Source organism: Streptomyces sp. NPDC085866 (genome assembly GCF_044541035.1).
GTDB lineage: Bacteria > Actinomycetota > Actinomycetes > Streptomycetales > Streptomycetaceae > Streptomyces.
Genome location: NZ_JBITSQ010000016.1, coordinates 228,114 through 244,033, shown reverse-complemented (window position 1 = coordinate 244,033; position 15,920 = coordinate 228,114). Strand labels below are relative to the sequence as shown.

General features: G+C 71.4%; 6 protein-coding genes. 4 read left to right on the top strand and 2 right to left on the bottom strand.

Annotated features, from left to right (window positions below):
- Together ACIF83_RS35190 and ACIF83_RS35185 are read right to left on the bottom strand one after the other, a co-directional pair.
- Window positions 1–1,986 (bottom strand): condensation domain-containing protein (locus tag ACIF83_RS35190; RefSeq protein ID WP_399733062.1); only part of this gene is annotated, 1,986 nt, incomplete at its 3' end.
- A gap of 7 nt (window positions 1,987–1,993) precedes the next feature.
- Entirely contained in the window at window positions 1,994–9,748 is a 7,755-nt protein-coding gene (locus ACIF83_RS35185; protein ID WP_399733059.1) for an amino acid adenylation domain-containing protein, read from the bottom strand.
- A gap of 284 nt (window positions 9,749–10,032) precedes the next feature.
- Between ACIF83_RS35185 and ACIF83_RS35180 the strand changes: the two genes are divergently transcribed.
- The 4 genes from ACIF83_RS35180 (at window position 10,033) to ACIF83_RS35165 (ending at window position 15,766) form a co-directional block, all read left to right on the top strand.
- Entirely contained in the window at window positions 10,033–10,731 is a 699-nt protein-coding gene (locus ACIF83_RS35180) for a class I SAM-dependent methyltransferase (protein ID WP_393481210.1), read from the top strand.
- A gap of 322 nt (window positions 10,732–11,053) precedes the next feature.
- The gene (locus ACIF83_RS35175; RefSeq protein WP_399733056.1) at window positions 11,054–12,181 is read left to right on the top strand and encodes a DoxX family protein; all 1,128 of its coding nucleotides are present in this window, start codon (window positions 11,054–11,056) and stop codon (window positions 12,179–12,181) included.
- Window positions 12,182–12,367: 186 nt separating this feature from the next.
- Window positions 12,368–14,746, top strand: a complete 2,379-nt coding sequence (locus ACIF83_RS35170; RefSeq protein WP_393481205.1) for an ATP-binding cassette domain-containing protein — start codon at window positions 12,368–12,370, stop codon at window positions 14,744–14,746.
- An 81-nt stretch (window positions 14,747–14,827) separates the two neighbouring features.
- Window positions 14,828–15,766: an FAD-dependent oxidoreductase gene (locus ACIF83_RS35165; RefSeq protein ID WP_393481202.1), complete on the top strand. Its 939-nt coding sequence runs from the start codon at window positions 14,828–14,830 to the stop codon at window positions 15,764–15,766.
- Window positions 15,767–15,920: the final 154 nt, after the last annotated feature.

Below are 15,920 nucleotides of genomic sequence, written 5' to 3'. Positions count from 1 at the left end.
GCCGAAGGTGCGATAGCACCAGTTGAGCAGGTTGTGGACGGGGCGATGGGTGACCACGACGCCCTTGGGCTTTCCGGTGCTGCCGGAGGTGAAGATGATGTAGGCGGTGTTGTCCGGCCCGGCGACCGGCTCCGGATCGGGGAGCGCCGCCTGCGCCGCCCGGGACTCGTCCACCTCGATGACCAGGACGCCGTCCGGGACCGTCCAGCGTTCGGTGTCCGAGGTGGACAGCACCGTGGTCGATTCGGCGTCGGCGAGCATGTCGGCCACGCGCTCGGCCGGCAACGACGGTTCCAGTGGCAGGTAGGCCCCGCCCGCCTTGAGCACGCCGAACACGGCGGCGACCATGGCCGGGCCGCGCCGGATGCCGACACCGACCACGGTCTCCGGGCCGACGCCGCGCTCCTTGAGGTCCCAGGCGATCCGGTTCGCCCGCTGGTTCAGCTCTGCGTAGGTCATGGTTCCGCCGGCCCAGCGCAGTGCGATCGCGTCGGGCCGTAGCCTGGCCTGCTCCTCGAAGAGCAGGTGAACGGGGCCGGGGCACGGGAAGTCGCGGGCCGTGTCGTTCCACTCGACGAGGATCTTGTGGCGTTCCTCGGCGTCGAGCGGGCGGCCCGCGGCCTCCCGCGGGCCGCCCGTGGTGGCGTGCTCCCGCCGCGCGTCGGTCGGTACGTCGAGCGCGCCGACGGTGGCCTGCGGGTCCGCCACGACCTGCTCCACGACCCGGACGAACCCCGCCGCGAAGCCCTCGACCGTCGAGCGGTCGAAGAGGTCGGTGGCGTACTCGATCTCCCCCACGACCGAGCCGTCGGACTCGTCCGGCGCCAGGTTGAAGAACAGGTCGAACTTCGCCGAGCCCGTCGGAACGGGCTCCATCGACACCGTCACACCCGGCAGGTCCAGCTCCGGCCGCGCGTTGTTCTGCCACGCCAGCACGACCTGGAACAGCGGGTGATGGGCGGTCGACCGTTCCGGCCGCAGCAGCTCCACCAGCCGCTCGAACGGGACGTCCTGGTTCTCGTACGCCGCGAGCGCCTTCTGCCGTACCTGTTCCAGCACCCGGTCGAACGACCGGTCCGCGCCCACCTGGACCCGTAGCGCCCAGGTGTTGACGAAGAAACCGATCAGATCGTCGAGCGCCTCGTCGGTGCGGCCCGCGATCGGGGCGCCGACGGTGATGTCCTCGTCGCCGCCCAGCCGGTGCAGCAACATCACCAGCGCGGTCTGGAACACCATCGACACCGTCACACCACGCGCCCGCGCCAGCTCCTCGACCCGCGCCCGCACCTCGCTCGGGAGCCCGAGTTCCACGGATCCGCCGTGGAAACTCGCCACCTCGGGGCGGGACCGGTCCAGGGGCAGCGACAGCGGTCGTGAAACCCCCGCCAACTCCTCGCGCCAGTAGGCCGCCTGAACCGACAGGACGCTCTGCGGATCGGACTCGTCCCCGAGCAGTTCCTGCTGCCACAACGCGTAGTCGGAATACTGCACGGGCAGCTCGGACCATTCCGGTGCGCTCCCGGCCACGCGGGCCCGGTATGCAAGCGAGATGTCCCGCGCCAGCGGCGCCAGCGATCCGCCGTCACCGGCGATGTGGTGAATCACCAGCACCAGCACGAATTCCTGTTCACCGCACTGGACGACGGAACCCCGCAGCGGTACGTCGACCGCCAGGTCGAACCAACTGCCGGACACCGACGACACCACACCCGGCACCCGCTCGGGCGCGACCCGGCCCCAGTCCTGCCAGGGCAGCTCGATCTCGGCCGGGTCGAGGACGCGCTGGAACGGCTCGCCGTCCACGTCGTCGAACACCGTCCGAAGGACCTCGTGGCGGACCATCACGTCCTGGAACGCCGCGCGTAACGCGGCCGTGTCGAGCGCTCCGTGGAACCGCAGGAGCAGCGGAATGTTGTACGTCGAGGAAGGACCCTCGAAGCGGTTGATGAACCACATCCGCCGCTGCGCGTAAGAGAGGGGAATCATGGCGCTTCTACCTTTCGCTCATCCTGCGCAGCGGCTTTCGGGAAGAGGCAGACATCTCGTTCCAACGGTCGGTCAGCTCGGCGACGGTGGGGGCGGTGAACAGGATCCGGATCGGGATTTCCACGCCCAGCTCGGCGCGCACCCGCGCCACCAGACGGGTGGCCAGCAACGAATGTCCGCCCAGGGCGAAGAAGTCGTCGTCGATGCCGACCCGCTCCACCCCGAGTACCTCGGCGAACAGCCCGCACAGCACCGCCTCCCGCGGCGTGCGCGGAGCCTGGTACTCGTCCCCGTCGAACTCGGGCCGCGGCAGCGCCAGGCGGTCCAGCTTCCCGTTCGGTGTCAGCGGCAGCTCCGCCAGCACCACGAACGCCGCCGGGACCATGTACTGCGGCAGCCGCTCCCCCACCAGCGTCCGCAGCTGCTCCGCGGGCGGCACGACGCCGCCCGGCTCGGGCACCAGGTACGCCACCAGTTGCCGGTCGTCCGGGTTGTCCTCGCGGGCGATGACGGTCGCCTGGCGGACGGCCGGATGACCGGTCAGGGTGCGCTCGATCTCGGCGGGTTCGATGCGGAAGCCGCGCAGCTTGATCTGGTGGTCACAGCGCCCGAGGTACTCGACCTCGCCCGTGCCGGTCCAGCGGGCCAGATCCCCGCTGCGGTACATCCGCGTGCCCGGCGGACCGAACGGATCGGGCACGAACCGCTCCGCGGTCATGCCCGGTTGGCCGTGGTAGCCACGGGCCAGGCCGTGCCCGGCGATCCACAGATCACCGGTCACGCCGGGAGGCACGGGGTGGAGCGTGCGGTCGAGGATGAGGATCCGCGCGTTGGTGACGGGGCCGCCGATGGAGGGAGGCATGCCGGCCGTGCCGGGGTCGAGGCGGGCGGCCGTGGAGTAGATGGTGGCCTCGGTGGGGCCGTAGAGGTTGGTGACCTCGGCGGCCTGCTCGCACAGGGTGTGGGCCAGGGGTGTGGGCAGGGCTTCGCCGCTGGTGATGACACGGAGCCCGGTCAGGCAGGCCGGGACGTGGGTGACCAGCACCTGCCAGAGGGCGGGGGTGGCCTGCATGAGGGTGATGCCCGCGCGCTGGACGAGGTCGAGCAGCGCCGAGGGCTGGGTGATGGTGTCCTTGCCGGCCAGGACCACCCGGGCACCGGTCAGCAGGGGCAGGAACAGTTCCAGCGCGGCGATGTCGAACGCGACGGTGGCGACGGCCAGCAGCCGGTCGTCCGGCGACAGCGAGAAACGGTCCCGCATGCCGGTGAGCAGGTTGCTCAGGGTGCCGTGCTCGATGACCACGCCCTTGGGCTTTCCGGTGGAGCCGGAGGTGTAGATGACGTAGGCGGTGTGGTGGAAGCCGACCGTGGTCCCCGGGTCGCGGGCGGGGTGGGCGGACAGGTCGGCCTCGGCCAGCCGCCGCGGGTCCAGCACCAGCACCGGCGCGCTGTCCTCGACCACGGACCGCACCCGCGCTGCCGGATACTCCGGGTCCACCGGCACATAGGCGCCGCCGGCCTTCCACACCGCGAGCAGCGCCGCGACCAGGTCGAGCGAGCGAGGCAGCAGCACCACCACGCGCGACTCCGGCCCCACGCCCTGCTCGATCAGCCAGTGGGCCATCCGGTTGGCGCGCTCGTCCAGCTCCCGGTAGGTCAGCCGGTGACCGTCGTACTCGACGGCCACCGCGTCCGGTGTCGCGGCCGCCTGTTCGGCGATCAGCTCGGGGACGGTCCGCTCGGGCAGCGGCGTCGCGGTGTCGTTCCAGCCGTGCAGCACCTGCTCGCGCTCCGCGTCGGAGAGCACGTCGATCGCGCCTACGGTGGTCTCCGGGTCGGCGGCGAACTGCCGCAGCACCCGCACCAGCCGGTCGGCGATCACCTCCACCTCGGCGTGTGCGAAGGCGTCACGCTGGTACTGGAAGGAGAGGCGCAGCAGCGGGTCGGCCGCGGCGATGACGGTCAGCGGGTAGTGCGGCGGGGCGTACGGGCGGATGCCGGTCACCGCCAGATCCGCCGATGCGCCCGCAGCCGAGAGGCCGACGCGGTCGACGGGGAACGACTCGAAGACCACGAGCGTGTCGAAGAGCGCGCTCAGCCCGGTCGACCGCTGGATGTCGGCGAGCCCGAGGTGGTGGTGGTCCAGCAGCCGCGCCTGGGCGTCCTGCAGTCGCCCCAGCAGCTGCGGGAGGCGGTCGGTCGGCGTGTGGCGCACCCGCACCGGCACCGTGTTGATGAACAGGCCGATCATCGTGTCCACGCCGGGCAGTTCGGACGGCCGGCCGGCGACGGTGGTGCCGAACAGCACGTCCTCGCGACCGGTCAGCTCGGCGAGTACGACGGCCCACGCGCCCTGCACCAGAGTGTTGGGGGTGACGCCCCACTCGGCGGCACGACGCGCCAGCCTGGTGGCGTCGTCGCCGCTCAGTGCCGCGTCGACCTGCCCGCTGCCGCCGCCGTCGGGGCGTGCCGTGGGCGCCAGGAGGGTCGGCTCCGCCACACCGGCCAGCTCCGTGGCCCACGCCTGGGCCGAGCGTGCCGCGTCCTGCCGTGACAGCCACCGCAGGAAGTCCCGGTAGCCGTGGGGGCGCGGCGGGTGGGTGTCGTGGCCGCCGGTCGCGTACAGGTCCATCAGTTCCCGCCCGATCAGCGGGACCGACCAGCCGTCGAGCAGGACGTGGTGGGCGGTGAGCGCCAGCTCGGCCCGTTCCGGTCCCAGCGTGACGAGGGTGAGCCGGAGCAGCGGCGGGCTGTCGGGGCGGAAGCGGGTGTCCCGCTCCTCGGCGAGGACCTCCTCGAGCCGTGTCTCGGCCTCGGGGTCGCCGGTGAGGTCGACCTGTCGCCAGGGCAGGGGGACGTCGTCCACCACGATCTGCACGGACTCGCCGGTCGCGCTCGACAGGAACGCCGCCCTCAGGTTCGGGTGCCGCTCCAGCAGGGCCTGGCCCGCGGCCCGCAGGCGCACCGCGTCCACGGGGCCGCTGAGCCGGAACACGAACTGGGTCTGGTAGGCCTCGGAGGCCGTGTCCGCGAGCAGCGTGTGGAACAGCAGGCCGTCCTGCAGCGGTGTGAGCGGCCACACGTCGCTCACCCGGCCGAACCGCCGCTGCCAGGTGTCCAGTTCGGCCTGGCCGACGCGCACCGGCGCCACATCGGAGGGGGTCAGGCCGGTCGCGCCCGTCGTGACCAGGGTGTGCAGGCCGCGCAGGGCGGCGCACCAGGTGTCGGCGAGGTCGCGGACCTCGGCGGCGGACAGCACGCCGGTGGCGAAGGTGAACAGGGCGGTGAGCCGGGCGCCGTCCCCGGTGTCGGTGACCAGGGAGTTGAGTTCGAGTGCGCCGAGCGCCGGCATGCCGGGGTCGGGAGCCGCGACGAGTTCGGCGCATTCCGGCGCGGGTGCCCATCCGGGGCCGTGTGCCGCCCCGGGGCCGTCGAAGGAGAAGTGGCCCAGGAAGTTGAAGCCGATCTCGTCCGCCGGGTACGGGCGCAGCACCGCCGCGGTCTCGTCGTTGAGGTAGCGGAGCAGGGTGTAGCCGATGCCCTGGTCGGGCAGCGCGCGCCGCTGCTCCTTCACGCGCTTGAGGGCGTCGCCGGCGGCCGCTCCCCCGGCGATCGCCTCGTCGGCATCGATGCCGGAGAGGTCGAACCGGACCGGGTGGACGGTGGTGAACCAGCCGACCGTGCGGGACAGGTCCGCGCCCGGGGCCAGCTCCTCCTGTCGACCGTGGCCTTCCAGGCGTACGACCGTGGCGTCGTCGGTCACGCCCCGCCGGTGCCGGGCCAGTGCCAGCACGAGGGCGGTGAGCAGCACGTCGTCGACGCCGCTGCGATACGCCGCCGGCACCGATGTCAGCACGGCGTCGGTCAGGTCTCCGGGGAGCTGGACGCGCACGGTTTCCGTGGCCGCGGTGACGTCGGCCTTCGGGTCGAACGGCCTGGATCCGACCGCGGCCACGGGGGCGGCGAGCACGTCGCGCCACAGCGACACCTCCGCCGCCCGCCCGGGCCGGCTCGCCTCGTCGGTCAGCGCGTGCAGCCAGCGCCGCATCGAGGTCCCCACCGGCGGCAGCGCCGGGGCCTCACCGGTGCGGGCCTGCCGCCACGCCTCGGCCAGGTCGGGGAGCAGTACCCGCCAGGACATGCCGTCGACGACCAGGTGGTGCGCCGCGACCAGCAGGCGCCCGGTGCCGCCGGTGTCCGGCTCGAACCACACCAGCCGGAGCATCGTGCCGTCCGAGGCCCTGATGTCGCGTGTCGCGGCGGCCGCCTCGGTGCGCAGCAGCTCCTGCCACTCGTCCCCGCTCCAGTCGCCCGGGCACTCGACGCGCCTGATGAGCCGGGCCGCGTCGACCGAGCCGGGCGGGTGCACCAGCAGACCGTCGTCGACCAGTTGGGAACGCAGTGCGTCGTGCCGGTCGAGGACGGCGCGCACCGTGGCGGTGAGGTTGTCGTGGTCCGTCTCGGCCGGTACCTCCAGCACCAGCCACTGGGCGAGCCGGTCGAGGCCGGGTCCGCGCTCGGCGACCAGCCGTGCCATCGGCGGCAGCGGCAGCAGGCCGACGCCGCCGCCGTCGAGTTCGGCGAGTGCCGTCGGGGCGGTGTCCCGGGTCGCGGCCGCGGCCAGCGCGGCGACGGTGCGGCACTCGAACACGGTGCGCGGGCTGAGCGCGAGTCCGGCGGCCCGGGCGCGGGCGACCACCTGGATGGCCCGGATGCTGTCGCCGCCGAGCGTGAAGAAGTCGTCGTCCACGCCGATCCTGCTGAGCCCGAGCACCTCGGCGAACGCGGCCGCCAGGACGTGCTCCTCGCTGGTGCGGGCCGGCCGGTGAGCCTGGCCGGTGAACTCCGGCTCGGGCAGTGACGCCCGGTCCAGCTTGCCGTTCGCGGTCAGCGGCAGCCGGTCCAGCGGCACGAACGCGGCGGGTACCAGGTGGGCGGGCAGCCGGGCCGCGACGAAGCCCCGCAGCTCGGCGATGTCCAGCCCGGCATGGAGGTCCCAGTCCACGCCGGACCCGCCGATGCTGCCGGAGGTCGTCGGGACGATGTAGGCGACGAGCTGGGCGGCCCCGTCGGCGCCGCGGCCGCGCCGGGCGAGGACGGCGGCGTGCGCCACCCCGGGGTGCGCGGCCAGCGTCGCCTCGATCTCCGCGGGTTCGACCCGGAAGCCGCGGATCTTCACCTGGTGATCGGCTCGTCCGGCGAACTCCAGCTCGCCGTACTCGTTCCAGCGTGCCAGGTCGCCCGTCCGGTACATGCGCCGCCCGGGCGGGCCGAACGGGCAGGCGACGAAGCGTTCCGCGGTCAGGGCCGAGCGGTCGTGGTAGCCCCTGGCGAGGCCGGCGCCCGCGATGTACAGGTCGCCGTACACCCCGGGCGGGACCAGTCCGAGCCGGCTGTCGAGCACGTACAGCGCGGTGTTCCAGATCGGCGTGCCGATCGGTACGGTGCTCGCCCCGGGCCGGTACTGCCACGCCGTGACGTCCACGGCCGCCTCGGTCGGCCCGTACAGGTTGTGCAGGGGCACCCCCAGCAACTCGTCGAAGCGCGTGGCGAGTTCGGCGGGCAGTGCCTCGCCGCTGCAGATGACGCGGCGCAGGCCGGTGCAGGCGCCCGCCGCCTCGTCGTCGACGAACTCGGCGAGCATCGACGGAACGAAGTGCAGCGTCGTGACCCCGGCCCGCTGGATCAGCTCGGCGAGGTAGCTCGGGTCGCGGTGCCCGTCGGGCCGTGCCACGACGAGGCCGGCGCCGGTGATCAGCGGCCAGAAGAACTCCCAGACCGACACGTCGAAGGAGGCCGAGGTCTTCTGCAGCACCCGGTCGGAGCCGTCCAGGCGGTAGCGGTCCTGCATCCACAGCAGTCGGTTGACGATCGCGGCATGCGTGATGACGGCGCCCTTGGGCCGGCCGGTCGATCCCGACGTGTAGATCATGTACGCCGGGTGCTCGACGGAGTGCGGCGCGAGCGCGGTGGGCCCGTCGGTGAGCTGGGCTTCGTCGACCGTGATCAGGGGGATGTCCGTCGGGGGCAGCCGGTCCGCCGTGCCCTTGACCGACAGGAGCAGCGTCGGCCCGGCGTCGGCGAGCATGAACTCCACGCGGGCGGTGGGGTAGTCGGGGTCGACCGGGACGTAGGCGGCGCCCGCCTTCAGTACGGCGACCAGTGCGACGACCAGCTCCAGCGACCGGGGAATCGCGACGGCGACGAACCGTTCGGGCCCGGCGCCGCCCTCGACGAGCATGCGGGCCAGCCGACCGGAGCGGTCGGCCAGCTCCCGATAGGTCAGGGAGGTGTCCTCGAAGGTCACCGCGATCGCCTCGGGGGTGGCGCCGGCCTGCCGCTCCAGCAGCTCCGTCAGCGTCAGGCCCGTCGGGGTGACCTCAGGGCCGGCGAACTCGGTGAGGAGCGCGTGGTGTTCGGCGGCGCTGAGCACGCTGACGTCCCCGAGCCGGGCGCTCGGGTCGGCCAGGGCGGCCCGGACGAACGTCACGAACCTGTCGGCGAGACCGGCGACGTCCCGGTCCCCGTAGTGCGCCTGCGGGGCGTCGAAGCGGACGAAAAGATCGCTGTCGGCCCCGCCGTCGGTGTAGGTCGAGACCATCACCTCGTCGATCACACCGAACGTGCCGCCGGCGAACCGTGCCACGCTGCCCGCGAGATCGAGCGTCTCGACGAAGGGGATGACGTTGACGAGGGTGCCGAACGGGCTGCGCACCGACCCGGCGTGCCCCGTCGTCCGCTTGATCAGGGACACGTCGTGGCCCGCGTGCCGCAGCACCCGCCGCCGTTCCTGGCCGAGCGCCTCGGCCAGCTCCACGAGGGTCGCCGCGGGCGGCACCTCGACCCGGAGGGGCAGCCGGTTGGAGAGCAGACCGAGCGACCGTCGCAGGGCGCCGACGCGGTGGTTGACGGTGAACTCGTGCAGCGGTTCCGGCACGGCGCACATGTGCTGCAGGAACGCGGTGGCCGCCGCGGCGAGCAGGTCCGGCAGGCTGGTTCCGACCACGTCGGCCGTGCGCCTCCAGGCGGCGAGTTCGGCGGCCGGGATCCGCGCGGTGCGGGTGGTCATGCCCAGCGGCTCGGTGAGGCCGTCCCAGTACCCGGCCGACCGGCCGTCGCCGGCGGGACGGACGCCGGCGGGAAGCCGCGCCGCGGTCGGCTCGTCGGCGAGGTAGTCCCGCCAGAACTCCTCGGCCTCGGCGAACCGTTTGGACGCCCGGTACGCGGCGTCCTTCTGCTGAGCGTCTCCCCGCGCGTTCGCGGGAAGCTCCGGCACGGCTGAACCGGAGCGCAGCGCACGGTAGATCTCCGCGATCCGCCGGGACAGCAGCGTGACGACGCCGAACGCATCGGTGACGATGTGGTGGAAGACGAGAACCACGAGGTGGCGGGTGACCCCGAGCCGGATCGAGCCGATGCGGAAGAGGGCGTCCGCACCCAGGTCGAACGGCCGGCTCACCAGTTCGGCGACCACGGCCCGGGCGGCGTCGTCGGGGTCGCCGGCGGCGCTGACGTCGAAGTGGAACGGCTCCGGGCGCTCCGGATCGCGGGTCACCGCGCGCAGACCGCCCTCGTCCCGGCGGAAGTTCAGCGTCAGCGCCCCGGCCTCGGACACCGCCATGCGCAGCGCCTCGGTGATCAGTGGGATGTCCAGGTCACCGTCGACGTCCCACAGGGTCACCACATTGTTCGGCCGGTCGGGGGCCAGCTCCTGCTGGAGCCACATGGCCTCCTGAACCGCCGTGACGCCGGTGTAGCCCATCCAGAGTCCCCCCTGTACATGTGGTATCCAGATCAGCGGCCAGTCGCTGTGCCTGATCGTCGTCGCCGCTCTGAGGTGGATCAACCGACGTGAAAGATGTCGGCCAGAAACCCAACCAGACCCGGACGTACGGCCCGCAGTCGGCTGGAACGACCTGATCAGGACGGCATTCGGCGCACCGTGGCGTCTTCTTTCACGCCGGATCTCCGGGACGGGAGACGGCCGTATGACAGAAGTCGGCAAGAGATCGAAAGCGGAACCGAGGACGGCGCAATCATGGCCGCATGACTGAACCCGCTTCCCGGCCCGACGGAATCGACGCGCTGACCCACGTCTTCGACGCCGTCTACCGCGGCGAGAGCCCGTTCGGCAAGCGTCCGCCCTGGGACATCGGCGGGCCGCAGCCGGCCTTCGTCGCACTCGAGGCGGCGGGACTCATCAGCGGTGCGGTGCTCGACGCGGGCTGCGGCACCGGCGAGGACATACTCCACCTGGCCGGCAAGGGCTACGCGGTGACGGGGCTCGATCTGTCGTCCGAGGCGGTCTCCATCGCGCGGCGCAAGGCCGAGGAGCGCGGACTCGACGCCACCTTCGCCGTCGCCAACGCCCTCGAACTCACCGGCTACGACGGACGTTTCGACACCGTCATCGACTGCGGCCTAGCGCACACCTTCGACGCCGACAGGCTGCGGACCTATGCGGCGGCGCTGCATCGCGTCTGCCGCCCGGGGGCGCTCGCGCATGTGCTGGAGGTCAGCGACCGCGGGGCCGCGCAGATGCAGGCGCGGCTCGCCGAAGTGATCGAGGGGATCCCGGCGTCGGAGCCGCCCGGCCCGAAGCGGACCGCCGACGACCTGCGCCAGGGCTTCGCCGACGGCTGGACCGTCGAGTCCGTCACCGACACCACCCTGCACGGGATCCTCCCGTCCGCATCGGAACCCCTCGAACTGCCCGCCTGGCTCGGCCGATTCCGCCGCAACTGACCCCGGATCCATCGACCGGGGAATGTCCGAACCGCGCATCCGGCCCGTGTGAAGGTGATGAATCATGAAGGCACGCGCAGGCAAGCTGCTACGGCTCCTGGCACCCTCACAGCCCAACCGGGCGACCAGACGCAGGAGCCCGCGGACCGGCACCCCGCCGAACTCGTCGCAGTGGAGCGGTGTCGCCCGGGGCGCCTTCCGGTTCGCCTTCGTCTACGCGGGGTCCTACTGCCTGACGACACCCCAGATCTTCCTGACGTTGCGGGGTGGCGGACTGGGTCACAAGCAGGAGGCGGCCGACGCCTGGGCGAAACTCTGGTCGATGCGTCCGGTGCGGAAATGGGTGGCCACTCACGTATTCGACAAGGAATTGGGCGAGCGCTTCGACGGCGGCGACGACCTGAACGCGTGGGTGGGGCAGTTCACCTGGCTGATGGGCGCCGCCGCGGCAACACCGATCTGGTCCCTGCTGGACCGACACCGGACGGACTACGAGGCGCTGGACTCGTGGTTCCGGCTGGTGGTCCGGTTCTGCCTCGCTGGGCAGATGTTCTCCTACGGTGCCGCCAAAGCTATTCCCTTGCAGTTTCAGATGCCACTCACCAAACTCGTCGAGCCTTTCGGCCATTTCAGCCCCATGAGTGTGCTGTGGGCGCAGACGGGCTCCTCCAAGCCGTACCAAATCCTGCTGGGCTGCGCGGAAATCGCCGGCGGGCTGTTGTTGATCCTGCCACGGACGGCGACACTGGGTGCGCTGCTGTGCGCGATGGAACTGACCCAGGTGTTCATTCTGAACATGACCTACGACGTCCCGGTGAAGATCCATTCGTTCCATCTGCTCCTGCTGAGCCTGGTGCTGCTGGCACCGGAGTCGGCGCGCCTGGCCGAAGCCTTTCTGTCGGACCGTACGGTCCGCCCGTCGTCCCGGCAGGAGCTGTTCCGCACGCCCGGCGCGAACCGGATCGCCGCGGCCGCACAGGTCGCGGCAGGTCTGTGGCTGCTGCGCGCACAGCTGCGCAACGACTGGTCGGTCTGGAAGACGTACGGCGGCGGACGGGAAAAGCCCGAACTGTACGGCATCTGGGACGTGGAGGAATTCACGGTCGACGGTGAGCGACAGCCTCCGCTGACCACCGACGGACAACGCTGGCGTCGCGTCGTTTTCGACTCCGCCGACGCCGTCACCATCCAGCGCATGGACGATTCCCTCGACGGCGGCTATGTCGCGGCGGTCGACCTGGACCGCCTTTCGATGAGCCTGCTCAAGATGGCCGATCCGAAGTGGAACGCGACTTTCGCGCTGCAGCGTCCCGCCGACGACGAGCTGGCCCTGGACGGCGAAGTCGACGGCTGCCGGCTGCGGGTACGACTGCACCGACTGAATCTCGCCACATTCCCTCTCGTCGACCGCGGCTTCCACTGGGTGCAGGACAACTCGTACATGGCGTAACGACGGCGTGGTAGCTTCGTGCCGCAGTACCGGTATCCGATGACCTCAGTTGACATTTCCACCGACAACGGCATTCCGGCGTTCGTGCCGACCGACGCGCAACGTGTCCGGCAAACGAGGTCAAAATCAGCTCGATTTGGGCCGTACGACGACGGCGTGCCGTGGCCAACACATGGGAGGGACACCATGACCGCCGGCACGAGGACGGACTTAGAGTCGTCTGCGCTGCACGCTGCCGACAGCCACGATCTGATCCGCGTGCACGGTGCGCGTGAGAACAACCTCAAGAACGTCGACGTCGAGATCCCCAAGCGCCGGCTGACCGTGTTCACCGGTGTCTCCGGCTCGGGCAAGAGCTCGCTGGTGTTCGACACGATCGCCGCGGAGTCGCAGCGGCTGATCAACGAGACCTACAGCGCCTTCATCCAGGGCTTCATGCCCACACTGGCGCGCCCCGAGGTCGACGTCCTGGACGGGCTGACGACCGCGATCATCGTCGACCAGCAGCCGATGGGCAGCAGTCCCCGCTCCACGGTCGGCACCGCCACCGACGCGGGCGCGTTGCTGCGCATCCTGTTCAGCCGGCTCGCCAAGCCGTACATCGGCTCGCAGAAGGCGTTCGCCTTCAACGTGGCCACGGCCGACGCGTCGGGCACGCTGGTGGTGAACGGGAAGAAGATCGAGAAGGGCTTCAGCGTCGTCGGCGGCATGTGTCTGCGCTGCGAGGGCATGGGCTCCGTCACCGACATCGATCCGACCCGGCTCTACGACGACTCCAAGTCGCTGGCCGACGGCGCGATCACCGTCCCCGGCTGGAAGCCCGACGGCTGGGTGGTGCAGTCGTTCACCGAGTCGGGCTTCCTCGACCCGCACAAGCCGATCCGCGACTACACCGACCAGGAGCGGGACGACTTCCTGCACCGGGACCCGGTCAAGGTCAAGGTCAAGGGGATCAACACCACCTACGAGGGCCTGCTCGCGCGGGTCCAGAAGTCGTTCCTCACCAAGGACAAGGAAGCGCTGCAGCCGCACATCCGCGCCTTCGTGGAGCGGGCGGTGACGTTCTCCGTCTGCCCGGAGTGCGACGGCACCCGGCTCAGCGCGCTGACCCGGTCCTCGAAGATCGACGGCGTCAGCATCGCCGACGCGTGCGCGATGCAGATCGGCGACCTGGCCGCATGGATCCGCGCCATCGACGACCCTTCGGTCGCGACGCTGCTGAAGGTTCTCGACGAGACCCTCAGCTCGTTCGTCTCCATCGGGCTCGGCTACCTCTCGCTCGACCGGGCGTCGGGCACGCTCTCGGGCGGTGAGGCGCAGCGCGTCAAGATGGTCCGCCATCTCGGCTCCGCGCTCACCGACGTCACCTACGTCTTCGACGAGCCCACGGTCGGCCTGCACCCGCACGACATCCAGCGCATGAACGACCTGCTGCTCCGGCTGCGCGACAAGGGCAACACCGTGCTGGTGGTGGAGCACAAGCCGGAGACGATCCTGATCGCCGACCACGTGGTCGACATCGGGCCGAAGGCCGGTACGGGCGGCGGTCAGGTGGTCTTCGAGGGCACCGTCGAGGAGCTGCGGACCAGCGGCACCATCACCGGACGGCATCTGGACGACCGGGCCTCGGTGAAGCCGTCGGTCCGCAGGGCGTCCGGCCTGCTGGAGGTGCGCGGCGCGGCGACCCACAACCTGCAGGACGTCGACGTGGACATCCCGCTCGGCGTGCTCACCGTGCTCACCGGCGTCGCGGGCTCCGGCAAGAGTTCCCTGATCCACGGCTCGGTGGCCGGGCGGGACGGTGTGGTGACGGTGGACCAGTCGCCCATCAAGGGATCCCGGCGCAGCAACCCGGCGACCTTCACCGGAATGCTCGAACCGATCCGCAAGGCGTTCGCCAAGGCCAACGGCGTCAAGCCGGCGCTGTTCAGCCCCAACTCCGAGGGCGCCTGCCCCAACTGCAAGGGCGCCGGCGTCATCTACACCGATCTCGCGATCATGGCGGGTGTCGCCACCACCTGCGAGGAGTGCGAGGGGAAGCGGTTCCAGGAGTCGGTGCTCAGGTACCGCCTCGGCGGCCGGGACATCAGCGAGGTGTTCGCGATGCCGGTGGTCGAGGCCGAGGAGTTCTTCCGCACCGGTGAGGCGCGTACGCCGGCCGCGCACTCCGTCCTCGCCCGGCTGGGCGACGTCGGGCTGGGCTACCTCAGCCTCGGCCAGCCACTCACCACCCTGTCCGGCGGCGAGCGGCAGCGCCTCAAGCTGGCCACCAACATGGCCGGTACGGGCAGCATCTACATCCTCGACGAGCCGACCAGCGGCCTGCACCTCGCCGACGTCGAGCAACTCCTCGCCCTGCTGGACCGGTTGGTCGACTCCGGCAAGTCGGTCATCGTCGTCGAGCACCACCAGGCGGTCATGGCGCACGCCGACTGGATCATCGACCTCGGCCCCGGTGCCGGTCACGACGGCGGCCGGATCGTCTTCGAGGGCACCCCCGCCGACCTGGTCGCCGCCCGCTCGACCCTCACCGGCGAACACCTGGCGCAGTACGTCGGCGGCTGAGCAGCCCCTCGCCTCGTGCGGCCCCGTCCCGGCAGAACCGGGACGGGGCCCGGCCAAGTTCCCGACGGAAGGTACCGACGCATGTCCTCGAACAGCGAAACCGAATCGGTCGTCGTAGGGGCCGGCCCCGCCGGGCTCACGGCGGCGCTCGCCCTGGCCAGGTACCGCCAGCGAGTGGTCCTCGTGGACAGCCGGCGCGCACCGCGGAACAGCGCGTCGGGAGGCGTCCACGGGCATGTGGGTCTGGACGGCGCCACTCCCGCCGAGATCCGCACGCGCGCCTGGAAGGAACTGTCCCGGTACGCGACCGTGGAGCTTCGGGAAGCCGACGTCGACAACGTGGGCACCACGGACGACGGCCGCTTCCATGTCGGTCTCGACAACGGCGAAACCGTCGAGGCGTCGACCGTCCTGCTCGCCACCGGTGTCGTCGACATCCATCCGGCACAGGTGGACGGGTTCTCGGACTGCTGGGGCCGGAGTGTGATCCACTGCCCGTTCTGCCTCGGCGAGGAGAACGCCGACCGGCGCTGGGGCGTCGTCGTGGACAACGCGGAACTCGCCACGTTCTCCGCGGTGGCGTTCCGTGCGTGGAGCAGCGACACGGTCGCCATCTGCCACGAGTCGATGCCGGGCGTCGAGAGCGCGCGCACCGCCGCGCAGAGCATGGGCGGTGAGGTCGTCACAGGGACGATCAGCCGCCTGCACCACCGTCAAGGAGCCCTGTACGCGGTCGAGTTCGACGACGGCCGCATGCTGGAGCGGGAGACGCTGGTGTGGACGCCGGCGCAGCGGCAACAGCCCGTCGTCGCCCGAGCGGTCGACGAGCTGAAGCTGACGGTCGACGACGCGGGCTACCTGAGCGTCGACGACACCCAGTGCACCAGCGTCCCGGGCCTGTACGCGGCCGGGGACCTGGCCTCCCGGTGGAAGCAGTCGTTCACCGCGGCGGCAGCGGCGGGTGCCACGGCGGCCGAGGCCATCCACGCGTCGTTGATCATGAGCGCCGTCCGCGGCTGAACCGGACGCGGACCACGTCGTCGTGGGGGGGGGGGCGGGCCCCCCCCCCCCCCCCCCCGCCCGGCGGGGCCCCCCCCCCCCCCCCCAGGGACCACGCCGGAGACAGGGCCGGGGGGGGGGGGGGGGGTGGAGAAAAGGCCACGCGGAAAAGAAA